At 72.3% G+C, this 24,081-nt stretch carries 26 protein-coding genes and 1 pseudogene; 10 read left to right on the plus strand and 17 right to left on the minus strand.

Annotated features, from left to right (window positions below):
• Positions 1 to 19: 19 nt before the first annotated feature.
• The gene (locus AB0K03_RS04585; RefSeq protein ID WP_364680395.1) at positions 20 to 493 is read right to left on the minus strand and encodes a PH domain-containing protein; all 474 of its coding nucleotides are present in this window, start codon (positions 491 to 493) and stop codon (positions 20 to 22) included.
• A 68-nt stretch (positions 494 to 561) separates the two neighbouring features.
• Between AB0K03_RS04585 and msrB the strand changes: the two genes are divergently transcribed.
• Entirely contained in the window at positions 562 to 966 is a 405-nt protein-coding gene (gene msrB / locus AB0K03_RS04590) for a peptide-methionine (R)-S-oxide reductase MsrB (protein ID WP_364680398.1), read from the plus strand.
• Here msrB and AB0K03_RS04595 read toward each other — a convergent pair.
• From AB0K03_RS04595 to AB0K03_RS04620, 6 genes are all read right to left on the minus strand, one after another.
• On the minus strand, positions 947 to 1,435 hold the full coding sequence (locus tag AB0K03_RS04595; protein ID WP_364680401.1) for a dihydrofolate reductase: 489 nt from the start codon (positions 1,433 to 1,435) through the stop codon (positions 947 to 949). The two genes, msrB and AB0K03_RS04595, sit on opposite strands and share 20 nt — an antisense overlap.
• Entirely contained in the window at positions 1,435 to 2,232 is a 798-nt protein-coding gene (locus AB0K03_RS04600; protein WP_364680403.1) for a thymidylate synthase, read from the minus strand. Before AB0K03_RS04600 ends, AB0K03_RS04595 begins: the two co-directional genes overlap by 1 nt.
• A 70-nt stretch (positions 2,233 to 2,302) precedes the next feature.
• Positions 2,303 to 2,554 carry a hypothetical protein gene (locus AB0K03_RS04605; protein WP_364680405.1) on the minus strand — a complete coding sequence of 84 codons (252 nt, stop codon included), beginning with the start codon at positions 2,552 to 2,554 and terminating at the stop codon, positions 2,303 to 2,305.
• Between the two features lie 54 nt (positions 2,555 to 2,608).
• Positions 2,609 to 2,815, minus strand: a complete 207-nt coding sequence (locus AB0K03_RS04610; protein ID WP_364680408.1) for a DUF397 domain-containing protein — start codon at positions 2,813 to 2,815, stop codon at positions 2,609 to 2,611.
• A 63-nt stretch (positions 2,816 to 2,878) separates the two neighbouring features.
• Positions 2,879 to 3,484 carry an NAD(P)H:quinone oxidoreductase gene (wrbA, locus tag AB0K03_RS04615; protein ID WP_364680410.1) on the minus strand — a complete coding sequence of 202 codons (606 nt, stop codon included), beginning with the start codon at positions 3,482 to 3,484 and terminating at the stop codon, positions 2,879 to 2,881.
• Positions 3,485 to 3,552: 68 nt separating this feature from the next.
• Positions 3,553 to 3,828 (minus strand): isoamylase early set domain-containing protein, encoded by a 276-nt coding sequence (locus AB0K03_RS04620; protein ID WP_364680413.1) that lies wholly within the window; start codon positions 3,826 to 3,828, stop codon positions 3,553 to 3,555.
• A 74-nt stretch (positions 3,829 to 3,902) separates the two neighbouring features.
• Between AB0K03_RS04620 and AB0K03_RS04625 the strand changes: the two genes are divergently transcribed.
• Positions 3,903 to 4,373 (plus strand): GNAT family N-acetyltransferase, encoded by a 471-nt coding sequence (locus tag AB0K03_RS04625; protein ID WP_364680415.1) that lies wholly within the window; start codon positions 3,903 to 3,905, stop codon positions 4,371 to 4,373.
• Here the strand turns inward: AB0K03_RS04625 and AB0K03_RS04630 are convergent.
• Positions 4,354 to 4,995, minus strand: coding sequence for a DUF4360 domain-containing protein (locus AB0K03_RS04630; protein ID WP_364680418.1), 642 nt, complete (start codon positions 4,993 to 4,995; stop codon positions 4,354 to 4,356). The two genes, AB0K03_RS04625 and AB0K03_RS04630, sit on opposite strands and share 20 nt — an antisense overlap.
• A 425-nt stretch (positions 4,996 to 5,420) precedes the next feature.
• Between AB0K03_RS04630 and AB0K03_RS04635 the strand changes: the two genes are divergently transcribed.
• Complete coding sequence (locus AB0K03_RS04635) at positions 5,421 to 6,068, plus strand: DUF4360 domain-containing protein (RefSeq protein WP_364680421.1); 648 nt, start codon at positions 5,421 to 5,423, stop codon at positions 6,066 to 6,068.
• 59 nt (positions 6,069 to 6,127) lie between these two features.
• Here AB0K03_RS04635 and hemQ read toward each other — a convergent pair whose 3' ends face one another.
• The 3 genes from hemQ to hemE all read right to left on the minus strand — a co-directional run bounded on the left by hemQ (position 6,128) and on the right by hemE (position 9,373).
• Positions 6,128 to 6,832 (minus strand): hydrogen peroxide-dependent heme synthase, encoded by a 705-nt coding sequence (gene hemQ / locus AB0K03_RS04640; protein ID WP_364680423.1) that lies wholly within the window; start codon positions 6,830 to 6,832, stop codon positions 6,128 to 6,130.
• Positions 6,829 to 8,235: a protoporphyrinogen oxidase gene (gene hemG, locus AB0K03_RS04645; RefSeq protein ID WP_364680426.1), complete on the minus strand. Its 1,407-nt coding sequence runs from the start codon at positions 8,233 to 8,235 to the stop codon at positions 6,829 to 6,831. The genes hemQ and hemG overlap by 4 nt, the downstream gene beginning before the upstream one ends.
• 103 nt (positions 8,236 to 8,338) lie before the next feature.
• Positions 8,339 to 9,373: a uroporphyrinogen decarboxylase gene (gene hemE, locus AB0K03_RS04650; protein WP_364680428.1), complete on the minus strand. Its 1,035-nt coding sequence runs from the start codon at positions 9,371 to 9,373 to the stop codon at positions 8,339 to 8,341.
• Between the two features lie 86 nt (positions 9,374 to 9,459).
• On the opposite strand from hemE, the gene AB0K03_RS04655 reads away from it, so the two are divergent.
• Positions 9,460 to 10,029 carry a DUF3000 domain-containing protein gene (locus AB0K03_RS04655; RefSeq protein ID WP_364680431.1) on the plus strand — a complete coding sequence of 190 codons (570 nt, stop codon included), beginning with the start codon at positions 9,460 to 9,462 and terminating at the stop codon, positions 10,027 to 10,029.
• Here AB0K03_RS04655 and AB0K03_RS04660 read toward each other — a convergent pair.
• Entirely contained in the window at positions 10,026 to 11,000 is a 975-nt protein-coding gene (locus AB0K03_RS04660) for a S1C family serine protease (RefSeq protein ID WP_364680434.1), read from the minus strand. The genes AB0K03_RS04655 and AB0K03_RS04660 overlap by 4 nt on opposite strands.
• A 146-nt stretch (positions 11,001 to 11,146) precedes the next feature.
• On the opposite strand from AB0K03_RS04660, the gene AB0K03_RS04665 reads away from it, so the two are divergent.
• From AB0K03_RS04665 to AB0K03_RS04675, 3 genes are all read left to right on the plus strand, one after another.
• Entirely contained in the window at positions 11,147 to 12,469 is a 1,323-nt protein-coding gene (locus tag AB0K03_RS04665) for an HRDC domain-containing protein (protein ID WP_364680436.1), read from the plus strand.
• A 124-nt stretch (positions 12,470 to 12,593) separates the two neighbouring features.
• The gene (locus AB0K03_RS04670) at positions 12,594 to 13,790 is read left to right on the plus strand and encodes a thiolase family protein (RefSeq protein ID WP_364680438.1); all 1,197 of its coding nucleotides are present in this window, start codon (positions 12,594 to 12,596) and stop codon (positions 13,788 to 13,790) included.
• Positions 13,791 to 13,795: 5 nt separating this feature from the next.
• Entirely contained in the window at positions 13,796 to 15,856 is a 2,061-nt protein-coding gene (locus tag AB0K03_RS04675; RefSeq protein WP_364680736.1) for a 3-hydroxyacyl-CoA dehydrogenase NAD-binding domain-containing protein, read from the plus strand.
• A 127-nt stretch (positions 15,857 to 15,983) separates the two neighbouring features.
• Here AB0K03_RS04675 and AB0K03_RS04680 read toward each other — a convergent pair whose 3' ends face one another.
• A complete protein-coding gene (locus AB0K03_RS04680; RefSeq protein WP_364680738.1) occupies positions 15,984 to 16,928 on the minus strand; it encodes a sensor domain-containing diguanylate cyclase in 945 nt (314 codons plus the stop codon).
• A gap of 84 nt (positions 16,929 to 17,012) precedes the next feature.
• Positions 17,013 to 17,345 (minus strand): annotated as a pseudogene (locus AB0K03_RS04685) (PAS domain-containing protein); the annotation flags it as partial.
• Between AB0K03_RS04685 and AB0K03_RS04690 the strand changes: the two are divergent.
• The 3 genes from AB0K03_RS04690 (at position 17,344) to AB0K03_RS04700 (ending at position 20,557) form a co-directional block, all read left to right on the plus strand.
• Positions 17,344 to 18,279 carry a hypothetical protein gene (locus AB0K03_RS04690; RefSeq protein WP_364680440.1) on the plus strand — a complete coding sequence of 312 codons (936 nt, stop codon included), beginning with the start codon at positions 17,344 to 17,346 and terminating at the stop codon, positions 18,277 to 18,279. The pseudogene AB0K03_RS04685 and the gene AB0K03_RS04690 overlap by 2 nt on opposite strands.
• Positions 18,280 to 18,403: 124 nt before the next feature.
• A complete protein-coding gene (locus AB0K03_RS04695; RefSeq protein WP_364680442.1) occupies positions 18,404 to 19,432 on the plus strand; it encodes a hypothetical protein in 1,029 nt (342 codons plus the stop codon).
• A 168-nt stretch (positions 19,433 to 19,600) separates the two neighbouring features.
• A complete protein-coding gene (locus AB0K03_RS04700; RefSeq protein WP_364680444.1) occupies positions 19,601 to 20,557 on the plus strand; it encodes a DUF2637 domain-containing protein in 957 nt (318 codons plus the stop codon).
• A 173-nt stretch (positions 20,558 to 20,730) separates the two neighbouring features.
• On the opposite strand, the gene AB0K03_RS04705 is transcribed toward AB0K03_RS04700, so the two are convergent.
• From AB0K03_RS04705 to AB0K03_RS04715, 3 genes are all read right to left on the minus strand, one after another.
• Complete coding sequence (locus tag AB0K03_RS04705) at positions 20,731 to 21,960, minus strand: HAMP domain-containing sensor histidine kinase (protein ID WP_364680447.1); 1,230 nt, start codon at positions 21,958 to 21,960, stop codon at positions 20,731 to 20,733.
• The gene (locus AB0K03_RS04710; protein ID WP_364680449.1) at positions 21,957 to 22,649 is read right to left on the minus strand and encodes a response regulator transcription factor; all 693 of its coding nucleotides are present in this window, start codon (positions 22,647 to 22,649) and stop codon (positions 21,957 to 21,959) included. The genes AB0K03_RS04705 and AB0K03_RS04710 overlap by 4 nt, the downstream gene beginning before the upstream one ends.
• Before the next feature lie 76 nt (positions 22,650 to 22,725).
• Positions 22,726 to 24,060 carry a hypothetical protein gene (locus AB0K03_RS04715; RefSeq protein WP_364680451.1) on the minus strand — a complete coding sequence of 445 codons (1,335 nt, stop codon included), beginning with the start codon at positions 24,058 to 24,060 and terminating at the stop codon, positions 22,726 to 22,728.
• Positions 24,061 to 24,081: the final 21 nt, after the last annotated feature.

Raw genomic sequence — 24,081 nt, forward strand, 5'->3', positions numbered from 1 at the left:
ATTGCACGGAAGGTGTCTCTTATGAGGGAAGTCCGCCGATTCGGTGGCTGCGCCACAGATGCGCCAGCGCGGAGACCTTCATCTCGAACCGCGGGTCGGCGGCGAACATCCCGCCGTCGTACGGCGCCAGCAACTGCATGCTCGCGCCCGAGTCGAGATAGACCGAGACGACCGTACGGGCACCCCGCCGCTCGGCCCGCAGGTCGACGACGCGGCTCCACGGCTGCACCCCGGCGCCGAACGGCGTGACCGTACGGATCCCGTCCGACCCCGCCTCGATGCGCAACCGGCGGCGCAGCAGCACACCCGCGAGCACCCCGGCCACCGGAGGACCGGCCACCACGAGCAGCCAGAGCCAGGGCGGCGCCGTCACCCCGCCCGCCAGGGCCAGCCCGGCGAGGACGCTCAGACCCCCGGCACAGAGAAGAACGCCGAGGCACAGCCCCCGGCCGAGCGCCTGCCGCCACGTGGGCCGGAATCGCGCAGCTCCCATGGCAGGCCCAACGCCGGGGGTACGCCGCGACGCCGCACTGCGGGTGCGCCCCGACGTACCGTGGAGCCATGGCACCTGACGAGACCACCCTGCCCACCACCGAGGACGAGTGGCGGGTCCGCCTCAGCCCCGACGAGTTCCGCGTCCTGCGCCAGGCGGGCACGGAGGCGCCCTGGTCCGGCGAGTACGTGAACACCAAGACCGAGGGCATGTACCAGTGCCGGGCCTGCGGCGCCGAGCTCTACCCCAGCGACACCAAGTTCGACTCGCACTGCGGCTGGCCGTCCTTCGACGACGCCATCCCGGGCGCCGTCAAGGAGATCGAGGACCGCAGCCACGGCATGGTCCGCACGGAGATCCGCTGCGCCCGCTGCGACAGCCACCTCGGCCACGTGTTCCGCGGCGAGATGATGACGGCGAAGAACACCCGCCACTGCGTGAACAGCCTGTCCATCAGGCTGGACCCGAAGTGAGCTCCTCCACCCGGTAACGCACGCCGGCGTCCGACTCCTGCCAGTCGGCGCCGGCGGCGGCCCGCCACTGCGGGCCGAGTTCGGGCGCGAACGTGTCGCCCTCGACCTCGAGATCCACCACCGTCCGCACGATGTGCCGGGCGTACGGCAGCAGCGCGCGATAGACCGCCTCGCCGCCGATCACCCAGAAGTCGTCGTGCTTCGCCAGCAGCTCCTCGACCGACGCCGCGGCCTCGGCCCCCTCGGCGGACCAGCCGGGCTGCCGGGTGAGCACCACGTTGCGCCGCCCGGGCAACGGCCGGACCCGTGCGGGCAGCGAATCCCAGGTGGCGCGGCCCATGACCACGGTCGAGCCCATGGTCCGTTCCTTGAACATCTTCTGCTCGCCGGGGATCCGCCACGGGATCTGCCCGCCGGCCCCGATGACGCCGTTCCGGGCCTGCGCCCAGATCATGTGGATCATCGGCATCAGACGGCGACCGGAGCCCGCAGGGCCGGGTGGTGCTTGTAGTCCACCACGGTGAAGTCCTCGTAGCGGTAGTCGAAGAGCGACGGCGCCGGCGCCAGCTCGAGCCGGGGGAAGTCGTACGCCTCCCGCGCCAGCTGCTCGCGCACCTGGTCGACGTGGTTGGAGTAGACGTGGCAGTCGCCGCCGACCCAGATGAAGTCGCCCGGGGTCAGCCCGGTCTGCGCGGCGATCATGTGCGTGAGCAGCGCGTAGCTGGCGATGTTGAACGGCACGCCGAGGAACATGTCGGCGCTGCGCTGATACAGCTGGCAGGACAGCCGCCCGTCCGCCACGTAGAACTGGAACATCGCATGGCAGGGCGCCAGCGCCATCTCGGGCAGCTGGCCGACGTTCCAGGCCGAGACGATCATCCGCCGCGAGTCGGGGTCGCGGCGCAGCGTGGCCAGCAGATCGGAGATCTGATCGGCGTGGCCGCCGTCCGGCGTGGGCCAGGAGCGCCACTGCTTGCCGTAGACCGGGCCGAGCTCGCCGTTCTCGTCGGCCCACTCGTCCCAGATGGTGACGCCGTGCTCGCGCAGCCACTGCACGTTGCTGTCGCCGCGCAGGAACCAGAGAAGCTCGACCGCCACGGACTTGAAGTGCACCCGCTTCGTGGTGATCAGCGGGAAGCCCTGCGACAGGTCGTACCGCAGGCGCTCACCGAACAGGCTGACCGTCCCCGTGCCGGTGCGGTCCGCCTTCGGCACTCCGGTCTCGAGGACGCGGCGCAGCAGCTCTTCGTACTGGGTGTCGGCCATGGCCGACACGGTAGCGCCTCCGCGGGCCCGGGGCGGCGTACGCCCCGGGCGTCGCGGGTCACATCGGGCGTCAGCGCGACCAGGACTCGCTCATCGCCGAGATCTGCTGGTTGAGCTGGGCGAGGTCCCGGTTCGGTTCCTCGCTCTTGCCCGGCTTCTCGGCCTTGAAGCCGAGCTGGGTGCCGAGCTGCTGCCAGCGGTCGAACAGGATGTCCTGGATGAGCACGGACTTGACGTCCTCGTGGGCGGCCTTGAGCTCCGTCACGGCAGCCTCGTACCGCTCCACCTTCTTCAGCAGGTCAGAACCCTCGTAGTTGGTCATATCCGCACAGTAGCCAGAAGTGAACAGCCTTCGGGTTGATACACAAAAACCCGCCTACAGATCAAATTCCCCATCTTTAGCGCCGCCCACGAAGGCGTCCCACTCCGCCGGCGTGAAGAAGAGCACGTCGCCGTCCGGGCGCCGCGAGTCGCGCACGGCCACCCCCTCGTCCAGCAGGGCGACCTCCACGGCCGCGTCCCCGGACGTTGCACTGCGGCGCCACTGCGCGCCGCTCAGATCCGCCTCGAACTTCTTGACCACGGCGGACAGTGTGCCACCCCCGGGGCGATGCATTCGTGCAGGTCGCCCGTGCCGGATCGGGCGTCAGGACCGCAGCCTCTCGGCGATCCGGACGATCCGCGTGGCCATGTGGTCGAGCGCGGCGTACTGGACGTCGGTCAGCGGGGCGTCGTTGCCGCCACCGGTGACGTGCGAGACGCCGTACGGGTTGCCGTCGGCGAACTTCAGCGGGTCGGTGTATCCGGGCGCGACCACGACGCCGCCGAAGTGATAGATCGTGTTGTAGAGCGCGAGCAGTGTCGACTCCTGGCCGCCGTGCGCGGTCATCGTCGAGGTGAAGCCCGCGTACGCCTTGTCGGCGAGCAGTCCCTGCTGCCACTGCGGGCCCAGCGTGTCGAGGAACTGCTTGAGCTGGCTCGCGATGTTGCCGTACCGGGTCGGGCTGCCGAAGAGCACCGCATCGGCCCAGACCACGTCGTCCGCGGCGGCCTTGGGCTCGTCCTTGGTCCGGTCGAAGTGCTGGCTCCAGGCCGCGTTGGACGCGATGGCCTCCTGCGGCGCGAGCTCCGACACCTGGCGCAGGCGCACCTCGGCGCCGGCCTTCTCACCCGCTTGCTGCAGCCGCTCGGCCATGGCGTGGACCGTGCCGGTGGACGAGTAGTAGATGACCGCCAGCTTCACGTTCGCCATGAGGGCCCCTCCCTAGTTGTTTGCACCGTCAACTAAAGAGGCGTTCCCCGGGCCGCACGGGCGAAACGTCAGAGGCGCAACTCGCTGCCGTGCGGGCCCACCTCGTCGGCGTGCTCGTCGTCCAGCCACACACCGTCCGAGGCGAGGTAGCGGAAGCGGTAGTGGCCGGGATCCAGGCGCAGCGTCACCGTACGCATCCCGTCGCGCCGCAGCTTGAGCTCGTGCAGACCGGGCTCCCAGTCGTTGAACGTGCCGACCACGCTGACCGGGCCCGCCGGGGAGTCCTTGGGCAGACAGAACGTCACCCGGGTCTTGTTGCCGAACAACTTGCTGCGCTTGATCATCTCAACTCCTGGAATGCGGGCCTCCCCGTTGATCAACGGCGGAGGTGCGCCGCGGTGACGCATACTATCGGCGAATGCATCCGGAGCCCCGCGACGAGATCCGGGTGGCGTCGTTCCGAGACCTGGACAACACCACCCTGTACGCGATCCTGAAGCTGCGCGTCGACGTCTTCGTCGTCGAGCAGAAGTGCCCGTACCCGGAGCTCGACGGCCGCGACGCCGAGCCCGCCACCCGGCACGTGTGGCTCCAGCGCGGCGACGACGTCCTGGCGTACCTGCGCATTCTCGACGACGGCGGTGGCATCGAGCGGATCGGCCGGGTCGTGACCGCGCCGGGCGCACGCCAGGACGGCTACGCGAGCCGGCTCATGGAACACGCGCTGACCGTCGTCGGCAACCGGCCGGCGGTGCTCGGCGCGCAGGCCCACCTGGCGGGTTTCTACGCGCGATTCGGCTTCGAGGTCGCGGGAGAACGGTACGTGGAGGACGGCATCCCCCACGTACCGATGAAGCGCTCCGGACCGCTCAGCACCGCACCCAGCTGAAGTTGAACAGGGTGTCGACGTCGCCCTCGCTGGTCGTCATCGACATGCTGCTCCGGGGTGCCGTCGCGGCGGCGTCCACCCGCAGCTCGGTGTTGATGTTCAGCACCTTCTGCTCGGAGCAGGGCACGTACACCAGCACCGGGGCGACGTCTTCGGTCGACCAGTAGCCGCTGTACGGGCCGGCGAACGCCTCCTCGGTCCGGTTGTTCTCCGACGATCCCTGCCAGTAGTAGTTGGTGCGCTGCAGGCCGGTCGCCCCGCCGGCGAGCCGGGCCCGGCCGCGGTAGTCGGCCTCGGCGATCGCGAACGTCCACCCGGCCGGCACGGTGACGAGCACGCCGACCTGGCAGTTCTTGCGCTTGTCCGTCGGATCGGCGCCGGCGCCGGCCTGCGCGACGAAGTCGTGGTACTTGATCCGGAAGCCGCTCTTGTCGGGGGCCGCGACGACCGTGGCGGTGCCGGGCGCGCAGCCGGAGCCGTTGGCCGCGATGACCTCGACCGTGACCGCACCCTCCGGGGCGGTCGCCGCGGTGGCGCGGGCGGGCGTGGAGGCGGACAGCGCGAGAACCGTACCGAGTACGGCGATAATCGCGTGCCTCGCACCGACGAGCCTTTGTTTCATAGCATTCCCCTCGGTTCACGGGCTCAATATCCACTGAATTGGCGCGTGCAGCGTCGCCGCAATATCGCGGGCTTCCTCGCCCACGGGAGGTGACCTCGGCACACCCCGCGAAGGAATGTAAGGCAGCACACATGCCGGACACAAGTATTGACTGTAGTCAATCTGACTCGGCGCGGCCGGACGACACCTCCGCCCTGCTCGCACCCTTCTATGCCGCCGACCATAGGTAACGCAACACGGACGATTCGGACGTCGCTGATGCATTTGATGTCCCACTTTGGCCGGAAGGTGCGTGTGTGCTTTCTCCAGGGGCGGCCGACCAACCGAGCCGCCGTATCAGCTATTCGTTTCATTGACTTCCATCGATTTCTATTTTTAGCATCGAGCGGCGCGCGCGTTGTCGCACCACATTCGGAAGGAGTCCCATGCGTAAATTGCTGGCTCGTGCAGGTGTCGTCCTGGCACTGTTCGCCTCGTCGGCCTGGGTGAGCTCACCCGCCGCCGCCCGCAGCATCCTGGACGATCCGCCGTCCGATCACATCGTCATCGACCTGGTGGCCATGGCCGGCTCGGGCTGCAGGCCCGGAACGGCCGACGTCGCGGTCTCCCCGGACAACACGGCCTTCACCGCCATCTACAGCGAATATCTGGCCCAGGCCGGTCCGGGCATCTCCAGCACCGAGGGCCGCAAGAACTGCCAGCTCAACGTGCTCGTCCACGTGCCGCAGGGGTTCACCTTCGCGATCGCCAAGGTCGACTACCGCGGGTACGGGCTCCTGAACCCGGGAGCCTCAGCGACCCAGCGGGCGAACTACTACTTCCAGGGCATGAGCCAGGGCACCTACACCAGCCACCCGCTCACCGCGCCGCTCGACGACAACTGGATGGTCAGCGACGACGTGCCGGTGGCCGCCATGGTGTGGCACCCCTGCGGCGAGATGCGCAACCTCAACATCAACACCGAGCTGCGGGTCAGCAAGGGAACGTCGACGGACACCAGCTTCGTGACGATGGACTCCACCGACGGCAGCATCGCCACCACGTACCACTTCGCGTGGCAGCAGTGCCACTGACCTGACCTGTGGTGACGTCGGCGGAGGACCCGACCGGTCCTCCGCCGGCATCGCGACGGTCAGGGCAGAGCGGCGACGATCTCGGCGACCGAGCGGCGGCGCCCGGTGTAGAACGGCACCTCCTCGCGCACGTGCCGGCGGGCGCTCGCGGCGCGCAGATCCCGCATCAGGTCCACGATCCGGTACAGCTCGTCGGCCTCGAACGCGAGCATCCACTCGTAGTCGCCCAGCGCGAACGACGCGACCGTGTTCGCCCGCACGTCCGGATAGCCGCGGGCCATCCGGCCGTGCTCGGCGAGCATCGCGCGCCGCTCCTCGTCGGGCAGCAGGTACCACTCGTACGAACGCACGAACGGGTACACGCAGATGTAGGGACGCGCCTCCTCGCCGGCCAGGAACGCGGGCAGGTGGCTCTTGTTGAACTCCGCGGGGCGGTGCAGCGCCATCTGCGACCACACCGGCGTCAGGTGCCGGCCCAGCGCCGTACGCCGGAACAACCCGTACGCCTCCTGCAGCGCGTCCGGCGACGAGGAGTGCCACCAGATCATCACGTCCGCGTCGGCGCGCAGCCCGGAGACGTCGTACGTGCCACGGATCGTGACGTCCTTGCCGTCCAGCTGCTCGAACAGCGCATCCACCTCGCCCGACAGCTCGTCACGCAGGGCGGGCAGCGGGGCGGTGGCCCGGAAGACCGACCACATCGTGTAGCGGATCGTCGCGTTCAGCTCGTTGATCCGGGCGGCGTTCGTCTGCGCCTCGCTCATCGCTCCTCCAGATATTTCAAGACGTCGTCGGCGGCTTTCTCGCCGCTGGCCACGCAGGCCGGGATGCCGACACCGTCGTACGCCGCGCCGGCCAGCGCGAGGCCGGACCGGTCGCTGAGCGCGGCCCGGGCCAGCGCCACCCGGTCGAGGTGGCCCGGTGTGTACTGGGGCAGCCCGCCGCCCCAGCGCTGAACCCACGAGGCGACCGGCGCGGGCAGCGGCGCCCCGAGCAGGCGCCCGAGCTCGGCGTGCGCGATCTCGAGCAGGACGGCGTCGTCGTGCTGCAGCCGCTCCTCCTCACCGGCCCGGCCCAGCGAGGCGCGCACGATCACGGGCCCGTCCGGGCGGCTCAGGTGCGGCCACTTGCTGGTGAAGAACGTCGCCGCCTTCACCAGCGTGCCCTCGGTCGGCGGCACGAGGAAACCGGACAGCTCGGGCAGCGGCGTGCCCGGCGGCAAAGCGAAGGCGGCCAGCGCAACGCTCGCGTAGTCCAGGGCCTCGACCGCCGCAGCGGCGGAGAGATCGACCCCGGCCAGCATGCGCGCGGCCGGCCGGGCGGGCACCGCGAGCACCACCGCGTCCACGTCGTCGGTCCGCGGCGCGGGCACCGGGCCGAGCAGCAGCCGCCAGCCGTGCGCCGTGCGGGTCAGCTCCCGCACCGGCAGGCCGAGGCTGATCCGCGCGCCGCTCGCGGTGGCGGCGGCCGCGATCAGGCTGCTCATGCCCCCGCGCACGGCGGCGAAGATCGGGCGGCCCGGCACCCGGACCGAGGCGGCCTGCGCGGCCCGGACAGCGCCTGCGAGGGTGTGCTCCGTGCGGGCCGTACGGGCGAGCGCGGGCATCGTGGTGGCCAGGGACAGCTCGTCGGCGCGGCCGGCGTACACCCCGCCGAGCATCGGGTCGACCAGGCGGTCGGCGATCTCGTCGCCGTAGCGGGACCGGACCAGCGCACCCACCGCGACGTCCTCGCCCGGCTCGAGCAACGGCCGGCCCTCGTCGCGGTCGGCGTCCACGGCCGGCGTCGCCACCGTGCCGAGCGAGCTCAGATCCCCGGGTACGCCCACGAGCGTGCCGCCGGGCACCTTCTCCAGCCGGCCGCCGACGGCCAGGGCGGCCGGGATCGGCGCGGGATGCACCAGCGACTCGCCCAGCCCGACCCGGCGCGCGAAGCGCACCGCCGCGGACTCGCCACCGTCGGGGGCGCCCATGAGGAACGACTCCGCGCCGCGCTCGACCGTCGCGCCCGCGAGCTCGCCGGTGTGCAGCTTGCCGCCGAGCCGGCCGGCCTGCTCGTAGACGATGATCTCGGTGTCGGCCGGCGCGCGATCCCGGATCCGCACAGCGGCAGCCAGCGCGGCTATGCCGCCGCCGACGATCGCCACCCGCTTCCGCACGCCTTCCACACTGTCAGGTCCCGTCGTTCCCCGGCCAGCGGGGTCATCCGATGTGAGCGGCACGGCACCACCCTGCCCGGCGGAGTGGATCATCGCCCAGGGCCGAAGGTCCCTACGCGCCGGCGGTGTGGATCAGCTCGACGAGGCGGGTCAGCACGTCGGGGTCGGTCTCCGGCATGACGCCGTGGCCCAGGTTGAACACATGACCGCGGGCCGCACGGCCCTCCCGGAGCACGCGGCGGGCCTCGCGCTCCACCACGGGCCACGGCGCGAACAGCACCGCCGGGTCGAGGTTGCCCTGCACGGACCGGTCCGGACCGACCAGTCCGGCCGCGCGTTCTAGCGGCGTCCGCCAGTCCACCCCCACCACGTCCGCTCCGGCCTCCCCCATCGCGGGAAGCAGCACGGCGGTGCCGACACCGAAATGGATCCGCGGCACACCCGCGTCGGCCAGCCCGGTGAGCACCTTCGCCGAGTGCGGCAGGACGTACTCGCGGTAGTCCGCCTCGGACAGCGCGCCGGCCCACGAGTCGAACAGCTGCACCGCGCTCACCCCGGCGTCCACCTGGACGCGCAGGAAGGCGAGGGTGATGTCGGCGAGGCGGGAGCAGAGCTTGTGCCAGAGCTCCGGGTCGCCGTACATCATCGCCTTGGTCTTCACGTACGTGCGCGACGGCCCGCCCTCGATCAGATAGCTGGCCAGGGTGAACGGCGCCCCGGCGAAGCCGATCAGCGGGGTGGCACCGAGCTCGGGCACGAGCAGGCGCACCGCCTCGGCGACGTAGTCCACCGCGCCGGGCTCCAGCGGGCGCACGCGCTCGACGGCGGCGGCCGTACGGATCGGCTCCGCCACCACCGGCCCGGTGCCGGCCACGATGTCCAGGTCGATCCCGGCGGCCGCGAGCGGCACCACGATGTCGCTGAACAGGATCGCCGCGTCGACGCCGTGCCGGCGCACCGGCTGCAGCGTGATCTCGGTGACCAGCTCCGGCCGGCGGCACGACTCGAGCATGCCGACACCCTCGCGGATCTTGCGGTACTCCGGCAGGGACCGGCCGGCCTGGCGCATGAACCAGACGGGGGTGTGCGGCACATCCAGGCCGCGGCAGGCACGCACGAGCGCGGAATCCGCGAGAGAGTTGGTCACCCGCGACATCGTGCCACGTGAGTGAACCGGGCCCTGCGGCGCGCCGCGCGCGGACGGACGGCAGTGATCGGCATAGGCTTCCTCCCATGGCGCCCACGTCCGCTGCACCCGAGGCGTTCACCCGCGCCGTGGCCGGGCTGCGCGCCTCCGCGCCGCGCGAGGAGATCCTGCTGGAGGAGATCGCCGCGCCGCAGCGGCTCGCCCCGTGGGGGTTCGCGCTGAGCGCCACGGTGCTGCGCGACGGCGAGGAGGTGGCCAGCGGCCGGCTGATCCTGCTGCACGACCCGGAGGGGCACGACGCCTGGCGCGGCAACCTGCGCCTCGTCACGCTGATCACCGCCGAGCTGGAGTCCGACCTGGCCGGCGACCCGCTGCTGCCGGCGGTGGCCTGGACGTGGCTGACCGACGGCCTGGACCAGCACGGGGCCGCGTACACCGCGATCGGCGGCACGATCACGCAGACCACGTCGACCCGCTTCGGCGAGCTGGCCGGCCCGGCGCCGACGGCCGACCTGGAGATCCGCGCGTCCTGGACGCCGACCTCCGAGGACCTCGGCGATCACCTGCAGGGCTGGTGCACGATGCTCGCCTCCACCGCGGGTCTGCCCCCGCCGGGCGTCACCGCCCTCAACCACCAGCGCGCGTCCGCCACCTAACAGACATCGAAGGCATCACAAGCGGTCTTGATCGGTACGGCGAGACCGATGCCCTCCGCGTCCCGGGCCTTGGCCGTGGCGAGCCCGATGACCTGATCGTCGCTGTTCACCACGGGCCCGCCGGAGTTGCCCGGGTTGATCGGCGCGTCGAACTGGATCGAGGGCCCGTCGGCGTCGCCGGGCCGGTACGCGCTCACCACGCCGGTCGTGACCGTGTCCTCGAGGCCCAGCGGCGCGCCGACCACGACGACCTGCTGGCCCGGCTTGACCGTCCCCGGCGCGGTCTCCAGCCCGGCGATCTTCCGGGACGCCCGCAGCAGCGCGAGATCCTTACCCTTGCTGACCTTCACGATCGTCGCGGAGACCTCGTCGTTGCCGCGCTCGAGGAAGACCTTGCGGTCGCCGCCCTCCCACACCGACTCGACCACGTGGTAGTTCGTCAGCAGGCTGGACTGCTTGTCGCCGCCCTCGCCGACCGCGAACGCCGTACCCGTGAAGTTGCCGGCCCGGACCCGGAAGACGCTGGGCAGCACCGACGACGAGATGGCCTCGGGGTCGAAGACCCCGGCCAGCTGCTTCTCCAGGCGCGCGGCCCGGTCGGCCAGCTCACCCTGCCGCTGCTGCGCCGCGGCGAGCTGCGCGGTCAGCCGGCTGTCGGCCCGCTCCAGCCGCCACGCCACGAATCCCCCACCGGCGAGCAGCACGAACGCGAGCACCGCGGGGACCAGCCGGCCGCGGCGGCGGACCTCGATCGGCTCGGCGACCACCGGGTACGGCGCTCCCCCGGCCGGCGAGGCCAGGTACGGGCCGGAGTCGCGGCGCGCCGGACGGGGATGCCCTATCCGCGGCGGCGGCGTGGCGGTCCGGGCCGTCGCCCACTCGCCGGACGGATGGTCGGGCAGGCTGAGCAGGGGGTCCTGCGGCAGCCGGCGCGGGCCGGGCGCCCCGAAGGGGTCGTACGCGGTGGTCACGGCCGGTAGTACGGACGGAAGTGCCCCCGCGGACGGGTCCGGCGGCGCCTTTTCCGACGGTTCCTGGAGGATGCGGACTGCATCGCATTCGACGCGCCGGTACCCGGCTGCACACGCCCGGGTAGGTGCCCCCGTACGGTTACGGTGTGACCGACGAAGCATTTCTGCGCCGTCGGGACGCGCCGGACCACGCAACCGACGGACCGCACGACGTGCCGCCCGACCCGACGTCTGGCGGTCCCGACGAGCCTGCCCGCGCCGCCGTACCGCTGACCGCGCCCCGCGACGGCACGCCCCGTCCGCTGGAGACCGCCGAGGAACTCGCCGAGATCGTCGAGCGGCTCGCCGCCGGCTCCGGCCCGGTCGCGGTGGACGCCGAGCGGGCCTCCGGCTACCGCTACACGCAGCGCGCCTACCTGGTGCAGCTGCGCCGCGAGGGCGCGGGCACGGTGCTCGTCGACCCGATGCCGCTCGACGACCTGCGGACGCTCGACGCCGCGCTCGCCGACACCGAGTGGGTGCTGCACGCGGCCAGCCAGGACCTGCCGTGCCTGGCCGAGCTCGGCATGAAGCCGCGCCGGCTGTTCGACACCGAACTGGCCGCACGCCTCGCCGGGTTCGAACGCGTGGGCCTGGCCGCGCTGACCGAGCAGCTCCTCGGCTACTCGCTCGAGAAGCACCACTCCGCGGCGGACTGGTCGACCCGCCCGCTGCCGGAGTCCTGGCTGACGTACGCGGCCCTCGACGTGGAACTGCTCACCGACCTGCGCGACCTGCTCGCCGCCGAGCTGGAGAGCCAGGGCAAGGCGGAGTGGGCGGCCGAGGAGTTCGCCGCCCTGGTCGCGAGCGCCGACCGTCCGCCGCGCGTACGCCCCGACCCGTGGCGCCGCACCTCGGGCATCCACCGGGTCCGCGGCGCCCGCGCCCAGTCCCGCGTCCGCGCCCTCTGGTACGCCCGCGACGGCGTGGCGGCCCGCCGCGACTCGGCGCCGGGCCGGGTGCTGCCGGACTCGGCCATCATCGCCGCGGCGGAGCTGGATCCCAAGGACGAGCGCACGCTGCTGGGTCTGCCCGGCTTCGGCGGCCGCTCGGTGCGCCGCCTGGCCCGGGTGTGGCTGGACGCGCTGGACGCGGCCCGGGCCCTGCCCGACGACGAGCTGCCGGTCAACCAGCCGGTCGAGGGCCCGCCCCCGCCGCACCGCTGGGCCGAGCGCGACCCGGTGGCGGCCGCCCGCCTGCAGCGCTGCCGCCAGGTCGTCATCGCGACGGCGGAGGCGCACACCCTGCCGCCGGAGAACCTGATCAGCCCGGACTTCATCCGCCGCCTGGCCTGGTCCCCGCCGGACGAGGTCACGCCGGCGACGGTCGGCGACATCCTCCGCGGCTTCGGCGCCCGCAACTGGCAGATCGGCCTGCTCGCCGACGGACTCGCCAAGGTCCTTCCCGATCCCGCACCCGCAACGGGCTGACACCGTCCGCCGACTCCGGCAGCGTGTCCCCAGGGACTTGTCACACCGACTGGTCCGGCTACTTACCGACGAGTAACATCGGCGGTGTCACAGCCCTGGGTTCACGCCTGCAAGGAGGCTCGTTGTGCCCCGAGTAAGTCGCGAGGTCGTCTTCGTCGACGGCGTCCGCACCCCGTTCGGCAAGGCCGGCGGTATGTACGCCGAGACCCGCGCCGACGATCTGGTGATCCGGTGCATCCGGGAGTTGATGCGCCGCAACCCCCAGCTTCCGCCCGAGCGGGTGGACGAGGTCGCGATCGCGGCCACCACGCAGATCGGCGACCAGGGCCTGACCATCGGACGCGTGGCCGCGCTGCTGTCCGGCCTGCCGAAGACCGTCCCCGGCTACGCGATCGACCGGATGTGCGCCGGCGCCATGACCGCGGTGACCAACGTCGCCGGCGGCATCGCCATGGGCGCGTACGACGTGGCCATCGCCGGCGGTGTCGAGCACATGGGCCGGCACCCGATGGGCGAGGGCGTCGACCCCAACCCGCGCATCCTCGCCGAGAAGCTGGTCGACCCGTCCGCGCTGGTCATGGGCGCGACGGCGGAGAACCTGCACGACCGTCTCCCGGGCGTCACCAAGGAGCGGGCCGACGCGTTCGGCCTGGCCTCGCAGGAGAAGACCGCGAAGGCGTACGCGAACGGCAAGCTGCAGCCCGACATGGTGCCGGTGGCGATCCGCAGCGCCGAGGAGGGCTGGGGCCTGGCCACGGCCGACGAGGCGCCCCGCGAGACCTCGATGGAGAAGCTCGCCACGCTCAAGACCCCGTTCCGCCCGCACGGCCGGGTCACCGCCGGCAACGCGGCCGGCCTCAACGACGGCGCCACCGCCGCGCTGCTCGCCAGCGAGGACACCGCCCGCGAGCTGGGCCTGCCGGTCGCGATGCGGCTGGTCTCGTACGGCTTCGTCGGCGTCGAGCCCGAGGTCATGGGCTACGGCCCGATCCCGTCGACGGAGAAAGCCCTGCGCCTGGCCGGCCTGACCATCGACGACATCGGCCTGTTCGAGCTGAACGAGGCGTTCGCGGTGCAGGTGCTCGCGTTCCTCGACCACTTCGGCATCGCCGACGACGACCCGCGGGTGAACCCGTGGGGCGGCGCCATCGCCATCGGCCACCCGCTCGCCTCCTCCGGCGTACGGCTGATGACGCAGCTGGCCCGCCACTTCGCCGAGCACCCCGAGGTCCGCTACGGCCTCACCGCGATGTGCATCGGCATCGGCATGGGCGGAACGGTCATCTGGGAGAACCCGAACTGGGAAGGTGCGGACAAGTGACGGCTCTGCCTGAATACCCCAACGAGGTCGTGACCAAGGCGCTCGTACGCCTGGTCAAGGTGCCCGGGCTGGACAAGCCAGCCGCGCTCATCACCCTCGACAACGGGTTCGACTACAAGAAGCCCAACAGCTTCGGTCCCGCCGGGCTGCGCTCGCTCGACGAGGCGATCACCAAGGCCACCGAGGCGGAGCCGGCGTTCATCGCAGTGACCGGCAAGCCGTACATCTTCTGCGTCGGCGCCGACATCACCGGCATGCCGTTCATCACCGAGCGGGACCAGGCCGTGGCCCTCGGCGAGCTGGGGCACCGGGTCTTCGCCCGGCTCAAGAACTCCAGCATCCCGACCTTCGCGTTCATCAACGGCGCCGCGCTGGGTGGCGGCCTCGAGGTGTCGCTGCACTGCCACTACCGCACGGTCTCCGGCGGCGCGGCGGCGCTGGGCCTGCCCGAGGTCGCGATCGGCCTCGTCCCCGGCTGGGGCGGCAGCCAGCTCCTGCCCAACCTCATCGGCGTGCCGGGCGCGGCGCAGGTCATCCTGCAGAACCCGCTCACCCAGAAGGTGCTCCGGCCGAAGCAGGCCGCCGAGCTGGGCGTCGCCGACGTGCTGTTCGAGCCGGCCGACTTCCTGGAGCGCTCGCTGGAGTGGGCGGCCGGCGTGGTCAAGGGCGAGATCGAGGTGCAGCGCCCCGAGGTCGACAAGGACATGTGGGAGGGCGTGCTGTTCTTCGCCAAGCAGCAGCTCGACGAGAAGCTGCACGGCGCGGTCCCGTCCGCCAACAAGGCCCTGGAACTGCTCGCGCTGGCGAAGGACGCCTCGTTCGAGGACGGTACGGCGGCCGAGACGCAGGCCCTCGCCGACCTCATCATGGGCGACGAGTCGCGGGCCAGCCTGTACGCGTTCGACCTGGTCCAGCGGCGCGCGAAGCGCCCGGTGGGCGTACCGGACAAGGAACTGGCCCGCAAGGTCACCAAGGTCGGCATCGTCGGCGCCGGTCTCATGGCCTCCCAGCTCGCGCTGCTCTTCGCGCGGCGCCTGCAGGTGCCGGTCGTGCTCACCGACCTCGACCAGACCCGGGTGGACAAGGGCGTCGACTACGTCCGCGGCCAGATCGACAAGATGGTCGGCAAGGGCCGGATGGACGAGGGTACGGCGGCCAAGCTGCGCGGCCTGGTCAGCGGCTCGGTCGACAAGTCCGTGTTCGCCGACGCCGACTTCGTGATCGAGGCGGTGTTCGAGAACCTCGAGCTCAAGAAGCAGATCTGGGCCGAGCTCGAGAAGATCGTCGGACCGGAGACCGTGCTCGCCACCAACACCTCCTCGCTGTCGGTGACCGAGATGGCCGCCGACCTCGAGCACCCCGAGCGGGTCGTCGGCTTCCACTTCTTCAACCCGGTCGCCGTGCTGCCGCTGCTGGAGATCATCAAGGGCGAGCGGACCGACGACGCCACACTGGCCACGGCGTTCGCGGTCGGCAAGGAGATCAAGAAGAGCTGCGTGCTCGTCAAGGACGCCCCGGCGTTCGTGGTGAACCGCCTGCTCACCCGGTTCACCAGCGAGGTGTTCAAGGCGGTCGACGCCGGCACGCCGCTGGCCACGGTCGACACCGCGCTCGACCCGCTGGGCCTGCCGATGCGTCCGATCGCGCTGCTGCAGCTGGTCGGCCCGGCGGTCGCGTACCACGTGGGCGAGACGCTGCACGAGGCGTTCCCGGACCGCTTCGGCGACAGCCCCAACCTCAAGAAGATCGTCGACGCCGGCCTGCCGCTGATGGCCGACGACGAGATCAACCCCGAGGTGGTGGCGCTGATCGAGGGCGGTTCCGCCCCGCTGACCGGCGACGAGGTACGCCAGAAGGCGCTGGACGCCCTCGCCGAGGAGATCCGGCTGATGCTGGACGAGGGCGTCGTCGCCGAGGCGCAGGACATCGACCTGTGCATGATCCTCGGCGCCGGCTGGCCGTTCCACCTGGGCGGCGTCACGCCGTACCTGGACCGCAGCGGCACCTCGGAGCGGGTCACCGGCAAGCGCTTCCTGCCGAAGGGCGTCGCCAGCCTGCCCGCCTGATCCGGCCGTACGAACCGACGCCCCCGCGCTTGTCCCTGGCGCGGGGGCGTCTTCGCGAGTCCCTCGCGACCAGGGCGGCGCTGTCGGGTGCCAACAGGGCCGGAGTCTGCCGGTGGGGCCGGCGATGCTACCGGTGCGGCCGGTCGGCTGATGTGTGGCCGGCCCGCACCTGCGCACGGCGCCGGCGTTTGTTCTCGTACATCGCCGCGTCAGCCCGGGCGATCAGCGCCGTCGAATCGGCGGCGGGGTCGTCCGACCAGGCCACGCCGACGCTGGCACCCGGCCGGACCGGCCCGCTGCCGAGGTTCATCGGCCGCCGGACCGCCCGGCCCAGGCGCCGTCCGAGCTGCTCGGCCTGCTGTGGCGACGACACGCCCGAAGCGACGATGAGGAATTCGTCACCGCCCAGACGCCCGACGGCCGCAGCACGGCTGTTGCGGCGCAGCCGGTCGGCGACCGCCGCCAGCAGGCGATCGCCGGCGCTGTGGCCGTACGTGTCATTGATCTCCTTGAACCGATCCAGATCGACGAAGATCACCGCGACACCTGCACCGCCCGGCACGCCTGCGCCGACCGCCTCCTGCAGCACCTCGTGAATGCCGGCCCGGTTCAGGCAGCCGGTCAAGCTGTCGTGCGCGGCGCGGCGTGCGATCTCGGCCCGCTCGCGCACGTCCTCGGTGATATCGCTGACGCAGAGCAGGGCGCCGGTCGTGCCGTAACCGGAGCGCCCAGTGAGGGCGCTGAGGATCATGTTGCAGCGGCGCACACCTCGCCCCGGGTGGGTCAGCGAGACCTCGATCTCGGTGTCGTCGCCGGCCAGCACCGAGCTGACCGCCCCCTCCAGGGCAGGCAGATCGGCGGGCAGCAGATCGGCGAGCAGGTCGGACAGCGACTCACCACCTTCGTGGCCGGTCACCTCCTTGAGCTTGCCGTTGCGGAACACGATGCGCCGGTCACTGTCGATCTGGGCGATGCCGAACGGCAGTGCCTCGGCAAGGTGGCGCAGCAGATGACTGCTCACCGACGTCCGGTCGTCCACCGGCCGGTCGATCAGCGTCAGCTCGGTGAGCACCGACTCGGGATCGGCCCGGTCGGCGACGTTGGTCACCTCCAGCCACAGCCAGCGCCCGGCGGCGTTGCGGTGCCGCACCTGTGTCGTACAGGGCACGTGAGGCTGCGCCAGCAGCCGCACCCAGGACGAGAACGCCTGTTCGTGGTCTTCCGGATGCAGGAACTCGGTGGAGCGGCGCCCGAGCATGTCCTCGCGGGCGAATCCGAGGACGCCGAGGACGAGTTCGTCCACCTCGACTATCACACCGGTGAGGTTCTTGCGCATCCGTCCCGGAACCACGGTCACAGGCTTGTCCTTCGGCAGGCTCACCGAGAATCTGACCACACCGTGCCGTTCAACTGACGGATACGGGACCCATGACGTCGGCGCAGGTGGGTAGGCTCCTGCGGCTGACGTTCTTAGTTCTGGAGTTCTCATGTCTCAGCCGCCGTACCCGCCCCACCCCGGCCAGCCCGGCCCCGAATCAGGCGGCGGCTACCAGCCGCCGGCGGCACCCGGTTCGTACCCGCCGCCGTCCTCGGGGGCCGGTGGCTACCCGGCGCCCTCCTCCGGCGCCGGCTCGTACCCGCCGCCCTCGGGCCAGGGTTCGTACCCGCCGCCGGCCGGTCAGGGCTCGTACCCGCCGCCCGGCCAGGGCTCGTACCCGCCGCCGGCCGGCCAGGGCTCGTACCCGCCGCCGGCCGGCCAGGGGGCGTACCCGCCGCCCGGTGACGGCTCCTACCCGCCGCCCGGTGGCGCCGTGCCGCCGTACGGTTCGGCGCCCGCGCCGAAGAAGAAGTCGGCGCTGAAGATCGTGCTCATCGTGGCCGCCGTGGTGGCGGTGCTCTGCGTCGCCGGCATCGGCATCGCCGTGTTCGCGGCCAAGGACAAGGTCGAGCAGGTCGTCGACGCCACGAAGATCACCGTGGTGGAGCCGCAGACCCTCGGCGGCCGGGAGAAGGCCAGCGACCCGAGCCTGCAGAGCAGCGTCGAGGGCCTGGACAGCGAGATGGCCAAGATCCCCGGCTCGACCGGCTCGGTCGGCGCGATCTACGGCGACATCCAGAAGCAGGACATCGTCATGGTCGCCGCGGCCTCCTCGATCAACGGCTCCCCGCAGAGCCGCTACGACGAGTTCACCCAGGGCCTCGGTCAGGGTGGCATCAAGCTCGACAACCTCACCGACACCGACCCGGGCCCGCTGGGCGGCATCGCCAAGTGCGGCGACAGCAACACCTCGGGCGTGCCGATGGCCGTCTGCGTCTGGTCCGACAACGGCAGCGTCGGCATGATCGCGATGATGTTCAAGGGCAAGGCGGACCTCGAGAAGGAGTTCGTCGCGATGCGCGGCGAGATCGAGCAGAAGTCCTGAGCGTCCTCCGCGAGCCCCGATCATCCGGCCTTTCGGTGCATCGGGGCTCGCGGAACAGGGGAAGCTTTCCCGGTACTCCGGCGGCTAAGCTCCTGCGAGCAGTCGGCCGATCCCTGGAGCGTTGATGTCGCAGCCGCCCTACCCGGGCCCGCCGTCCCCCGAGCAGCCCGGTGGTGGGCAGCCGCAGCAGCCCTACGGCAGCCCTCCCGGCTACCCGCCGCCCCCGAACCCGGACGTGCCGGCGTCGGTGCCGCCCGGTTATCCGCCGCAGCCGCCGTACGCGCAGCAGCCGCCGTACCCGCAGCCCGACCCGACCCGGGTCGACCCCCAGCCCGGCTACCCGCAGCCCGGGCCCGCCGGCTACCCGCAGTCCGCGCCGCCGACGCCCGGCTATCCCCAGTCCGGGCCGCCGATGGCCGGCTACCCGCAGTCCGGGCCGCCGATGGCCGGTGGCTTCCCGCCGCCCGCGCCCCCGTCGAAGTCGCGGGCCCTGCCGATCACGCTGGTCTCCATCGCGGTCTTCCTGGTCCTCTGCGTAGGCGGCGGCACGGCCGTCTACCTCGCAGGGCGCAACACCGCCGACGACATCGCGGACGCCGTCGCCACCACCGCCCCGACGCCGTGGGACGCCGAGGCGCCGGACCCGACCCTGCCGACCTTCCCGACCGAGGACCCCACCGAGGCGCCCGCAGCCACGATCACCGTCGTGGAGCCCAAGAAGCTGGGCGGCCGGCCGAAGCTGACCGACCCGCAGTTCGCCGGCGCCGCCAAGCAGCTGGAGGAGGGCCTCAAGGAGGTTCCCAACGCCACGGCGACGGTCGGCGCGCTGTACGGCACCCCCGGCCGGCGGAACATCATCATCGTCGCCGCGGCGGCCGCGAAGGTCTCCAACCCCGAGCGGGAGCTCAACGGCACGTTCCTCGGCGCCGGGGTCGGCGGCCTCAAGCTGACCGGCATCACCAAGACGTCCCCCGGCCCGCTGGGCGGCGCCGCCCAGTGCGGCCGCGGCGAGGCCGGCGGCGCCCCGCTGATCATGTGCGGCTGGGCCGATGAGGGCAGCGTCGGCTGGGTGATCTGGTACTACAAGTCGATGAGCAGCGCGAAGGCGGAGTTCCCCGAGCTGCGCGGGCAGGTCGAGAAGAAGTCAAACTGACACGCCGAGGGACCGCGTCACACGTTCGTCTCACCTTCGACACGAACGCGACGCGGTCGGAGTGGGTTCCGTCACTCGATGCCGTACCGAAACATCGAGCGGCCAGGATGGTTCGCCGGGCCCGCCCGGGCCCGTAGTCACCCGACTCGACTGGCAGAGGAGCGCACGGTGGTCCTCCCGCAACTTCGCCGCGTCCGCTGGGCCGTACGAGCGACCCTCGTGCTGGGCGTCGCGGCCTCCGTGGTCGCCAACATCCTGCACGCCCTGGACAACCCGATCAGCCAGGCCATCGCCGCCTGGCCGCCGCTCGCGCTGCTGCTGACCGTCGAGCTGATCTCCCGGGTCCCGGTGCACCGCCGCTCGCTGGCCGCCGCACGCCTCGTCGCCACCGCCACCATCGCGGGCATCGCGGCGTGGGTGTCGTACTGGCACATGGCCGGCGTCGCGGCCCGGTACGGCGAGACCGGTGCGTCGCCGTACCTGCTGCCGCTGTCGGTGGACGGGCTGATCGTGGTGGCCAGCATCTGCCTGGTCGAGCTGAGCGGCCGGATCAACGCGGTCGAACGACAGGACCGGGAGGGTACGGCGGCCACGCAGCCGGTACCGGGCCTGATCCCGGTCCCCGCCGCAACGACCGCACCGGCCGCTGCGCCGCAGGTGCCGGCCGTGACGACGACGGCGCAGACACCGGCCGTGACGAAGGCGGCGGTGCCGGCCGCCCGGACGGCCACCACGGCACCGGCGGTCACGAAGACGGCGCCGGTGACGGGCCGGGCCGAGGGCGCGACGGCGTTGCGCCGGACGACGGCGGCGGCGCTGGCCGAGGTCGCGGCGACCCTCCCCAAGGCCGGCCTGCCCAAGACCCGCGGCGCCGAGACATCCGCCTTCACGCCGGTCCTGACGCGGGCGAAGGCGGCCCCGGCCCGAAGCGGACCGGTGAGCCCGGCCAAGCCCAAGGTCCGCCGCTCCCCCGCCGAGACCGTGGCCGCGGCCGCGAAGATCAAGGCGTCCCGCCCGGACCTCACGGACGCGCAGCTGGCGGCCGAGCTGGGCATCAGCACGTCCCGCTGGCGCACGATCCGCCGCGAGACCGGCGCCGACGACGACCTGCGCCTGGCCGCCTGACCGGACGCCGCACCGGCAGCCGCCGACGAGCGGCCGCGAGCCCGGCGAGCCGCGAGCCCGGCGGCCGGCGTGACCCAGGCCCGGCGGGCGCGTGACCCCCGGCCGCGGCCTGGCAGCCGCCGTGAGCCCGGGCCGCCCGGCCCGACGGCCGTGCGGCCGCCTGGCGAGGCACGTCAGCCGTGGGCGATGCCGAGGCCCTTGGTCTTCGGCACGGTGGCCGTCGCCGCGACCACCGGGGTCGTGTCGGCGGCCGGCAGGCTCACCGTGACCTCGAGCCCGCCGCCCGGCTGGGCCACCGCCGACACCGTCCCGCCGTGGGCGTCACACACCGCGCGGACGATCGACAATCCCAGCCCGGAGCCGCGCGACCCCGTACGCTCCCAGCCCCCGCGCCGGAACGGCTCGAACAGCCCCGGAACGTCCCCCGGGTCCACCTCGTAGCCGGTGTTGCCGACCACCAGCCGGGCCTGGCCGCCCACGTTCTCCGTACGCAGCCAGAGCTTGCCCATCAGGTGGTTGTACCGGATCGCGTTCTCGATGAGGTTGCCGGCGAGCCGGTCCAGCAGGCTGGGGTCGCCGACCACGTTGGCGGCCTGCAGGTCGGAGGTCGCCTCGAGTTTCAACCGCTCGGCCTCGGCGCGTACCGCGGAGAGCGCGTTGTAGACGCAGGTGGCCAGGTCGGCCGGGACCTTGCGGACCAGGCGGCGGCCGGACTGCGCCTCGCTGCGGGCCAGCACGAGCAGCGCGTCGACGAGGCCGTTGGCGCGTTCCGAGGCGTTGCGGACGACCTTGGCCATGCGGCGGTACTCGGCGACGTCGGCCTCGTCGTCGCTGAGCGTCACGTCGATCTCCGTACGCATCACCGCGAGCGGCGTCCTCAGCTCGTGCGACGCGTTCGCGACGAAGCGTTTCTGGGATTCGAAGGCGCCGGCGAGGCGGTCGAGCATCGCGTCGAAGGTGCGGGCCAGCTCGGCGACCTCGTCGTCCGCGCCGGAGTAGCGGATGCGCTCGTCGAGGGTCTCCTCGCCGAGGCGGCGCGCCGTCGCGGTCACGTTGTGCAGCGGCCGCAGCGCCCGGCCGGCCACCGCGTACGCGCCGGCGATGCCGATGATGCCGATGGCGAAAAGCGCGACCAGGCCCTTGACCAGCAACTCCTGCGAGGCGCGTTCGACGAGCTGGGTCTGCCAGGTGAGCGCGTCGAGGCGTTCGCCGTTGGAGAGCACGACCTGGGTGCCGGGCTGCAGCTCGTCCGCCGGGTGCAGCGCGTCGCCGACGAGCAGCCAGGCCAGCAGCACGAGGATGGCGCCGGCGCCGACGAGGAGGATGCCGTTGAGCAGGGTGAGCCGCAGCCGCAGCGTGGGCCGCAGCCCCAGCCGTTCCTGGCGGCCGGCGTACACGGTCACGCGGGACCGCCGGCGGGCGTGACGATGACCGGCTCGGGCACGCGGTATCCGGCGCCCACCACGGTCTCGATCAGCGGCGGATCCCCGACTTTCTTGCGCAGGGTCATGACGGTGACCCGGACGGTCGTCGTGAACGGGTCCGTGTTGGCGTCCCAGACGCGTTCCAGCAGCTCCTCGCTGGACACCACGCCCCCGCGGGCCTTGAGCAGCTCCTCGAGGACGCCGAACTCCTTGTTCGTCAGCTCGATCGGGGCGCCGCCGCGGGTGACCACCCGGCGGGTCTGGTCGAGGACGAGGTCGCCGGCGGTGAGCACGGGCGGGGCCGCCGGGGTGGCGCGCCGGCCGAGCGCCTGCACGCGCGCGACCAGCTCGTCGAAGGCGAACGGCTTGGGCAGGTAGTCGTCGGCGCCGAGCTGCAGGCCCTCCACCCGGTCGGCGACCGTGCCGCTGGCGGTCAGCATCAGCACCCGGGTCAGCGCGCCCGACTCGACCAGGGCCGCGCATATCTCGTCGCCGTGCATGCCGGGCAGGTCCCGGTCCAGCACGACCACGTCGTAGCGGGTCACGTACGCCATCTCGTGACCGGTCAGACCGTCGTACGCGACGTCGACCGCCATCCCCTTGCGCCGCAGCCCCCGCGCGATCGCGTCGCAGAGGTTGCGTTCGTCTTCCACCACCAGCACGCGCACCCGCGGCTCCTGTCGAAATCGTGTCAGCCCGGCGCCCAGCTTCGTCGCTGCCGCGTTAAGAGGCCGTAAGTGCAGGCTACCGGGGAGTCACCGGATCGGTCAGGGGCCAGATGCCGACGGACGCGTCGAGGCGCCGGCAGACCAGGACCGCACCGGCGCCCTGGCAGTCGCCGGAGACCCCGGTGGCCTTGCCGAGCACGCGTACGGTCAGCGTCCCCGGGTCGAGCGCGGCGTACCAGACGACGTCGTCGCCGATCCGCTGCCGCAACCCGATGACCGTGCCGTCGGGGCGCACCTCCCCGGCGGAGCGCCACGCGCCGAAGTCGCCGTGCACCTCACCGGTCACCGGGTCGACGACCGCGAGCGGGTACCGCGCCTCCAGCCCTTCGCCGCCGGTGACGAGCAGGTAGCGGCCGGTGGGTTCGGCCGACGTCCACCGATCGCTGGACCACCGGAAGGCGCCGGTCAGCGCGTCGATGACCTGGACGCCGCCGCGATAGCCGAACAGGCAGATGGCCCCCGCGCACTCCGGCTGCACCCACCGGCCGGACAGGTCGAGGTTGTTGCGCCAGCGTTCCCGCAGATCGCCGAGGGCGTACGCGGTGACCCCGCCCAGCCCGCCGACGAGCACGAGGTCGCCCGCGGGCCAGACCGTGATGCCCCGCCGCGACCAGGTGGGCGGCGCGGGCACGTCGAGGGTGGCGGTGACCCGGCCGGTGACGGTGTCGCGCGCCTCGAGGTGACCGGTGACGGTGGCGGTCACGAGGCGGCCCGGGAAGCCGTCGGCGTAGCCGGCCTCCGTGGTGTAGCCGAGGATCGGCTGGCGCAGCACCCAGCGGTTGCGGCCGGTGGTGAGGTCGACGCCGTACCAGTCGAGGTGGCCGGACTGGGGCGTGTTCTCCCGCAGCAGCGCCACGTCGCCGTCCCGGGACACGCTCAGCAGCCGGGCGGGCACCCGCCACCGGGCCCGGTCGGTGCCGGCCTCGACCGCGACGGTGGCCTCCGAGCCGAGCGTGTCCACCTGGTACGACACCAGGATCGCGCCGCCGGCCTCGGTGACGCTGAGGACCCCGCCGGTCACCGTGGCCGTCGTGCGGGACAGCAGGGTGCCCTCGGGCAGCGCGTACGTGCTGACGACCCGGCTCTGCTCCGCGGTGACCCAGCCGACCGCCGGGGCGCTGACCAGGTGCAGCCGGTCCTTCTCGACGAACATGGTGTCGCCGAGGCGGGCGGGCAGGATGGTGGGCGTGGCCGGCGGCAGCCGCGGGACCGAGCCGGAGACGAGCAGGAGCAGCACGGCCCCGGCGACGGCCAGCGCGGCGCGGAAGGGGAACGGGCGGCGGCGCACGGGCGCGGGCGGCGACGGCTGCTGGTCGTGCAGGTCGCCGAGGTCGATGACCACGTCCCCCACGCCGTCATTGTGCGCCACGTC

Origin of the sequence: Actinoplanes sp. NPDC049316 (assembly GCF_040677315.1) — a bacterium.
In the GTDB taxonomy this organism is placed as follows: Bacteria; Actinomycetota; Actinomycetes; order Mycobacteriales; family Micromonosporaceae; genus Actinoplanes.

What these genes read in the sequence shown, in the direction of transcription:
- AB0K03_RS04585 (WP_364680395.1), bottom strand. Translation starts at nt 493, where the DNA reads ATGGGAGCTGCGCGATTCCGGCCCACGTGGCGGCAGGCGCTCGGCCGG.
- msrB (WP_364680398.1), top strand. Translation starts at nt 562, where the DNA reads ATGGCACCTGACGAGACCACCCTGCCCACCACCGAGGACGAGTGGCGG.
- AB0K03_RS04595 (WP_364680401.1), bottom strand. Translation starts at nt 1,435, where the DNA reads ATGCCGATGATCCACATGATCTGGGCGCAGGCCCGGAACGGCGTCATC.
- AB0K03_RS04600 (WP_364680403.1), bottom strand. Translation starts at nt 2,232, where the DNA reads ATGGCCGACACCCAGTACGAAGAGCTGCTGCGCCGCGTCCTCGAGACC.
- AB0K03_RS04605 (WP_364680405.1), bottom strand. Translation starts at nt 2,554, where the DNA reads ATGACCAACTACGAGGGTTCTGACCTGCTGAAGAAGGTGGAGCGGTAC.
- wrbA (WP_364680410.1), bottom strand. Translation starts at nt 3,484, where the DNA reads ATGGCGAACGTGAAGCTGGCGGTCATCTACTACTCGTCCACCGGCACG.
- AB0K03_RS04620 (WP_364680413.1), bottom strand. Translation starts at nt 3,828, where the DNA reads ATGATCAAGCGCAGCAAGTTGTTCGGCAACAAGACCCGGGTGACGTTC.
- AB0K03_RS04625 (WP_364680415.1), top strand. Translation starts at nt 3,903, where the DNA reads ATGCATCCGGAGCCCCGCGACGAGATCCGGGTGGCGTCGTTCCGAGAC.
- AB0K03_RS04630 (WP_364680418.1), bottom strand. Translation starts at nt 4,995, where the DNA reads ATGAAACAAAGGCTCGTCGGTGCGAGGCACGCGATTATCGCCGTACTC.
- AB0K03_RS04635 (WP_364680421.1), top strand. Translation starts at nt 5,421, where the DNA reads ATGCGTAAATTGCTGGCTCGTGCAGGTGTCGTCCTGGCACTGTTCGCC.
- hemQ (WP_364680423.1), bottom strand. Translation starts at nt 6,832, where the DNA reads ATGAGCGAGGCGCAGACGAACGCCGCCCGGATCAACGAGCTGAACGCG.
- AB0K03_RS04655 (WP_364680431.1), top strand. Translation starts at nt 9,460, where the DNA reads ATGGCGCCCACGTCCGCTGCACCCGAGGCGTTCACCCGCGCCGTGGCC.
- AB0K03_RS04690 (WP_364680440.1), top strand. Translation starts at nt 17,344, where the DNA reads ATGTCTCAGCCGCCGTACCCGCCCCACCCCGGCCAGCCCGGCCCCGAA.
- AB0K03_RS04695 (WP_364680442.1), top strand. Translation starts at nt 18,404, where the DNA reads ATGTCGCAGCCGCCCTACCCGGGCCCGCCGTCCCCCGAGCAGCCCGGT.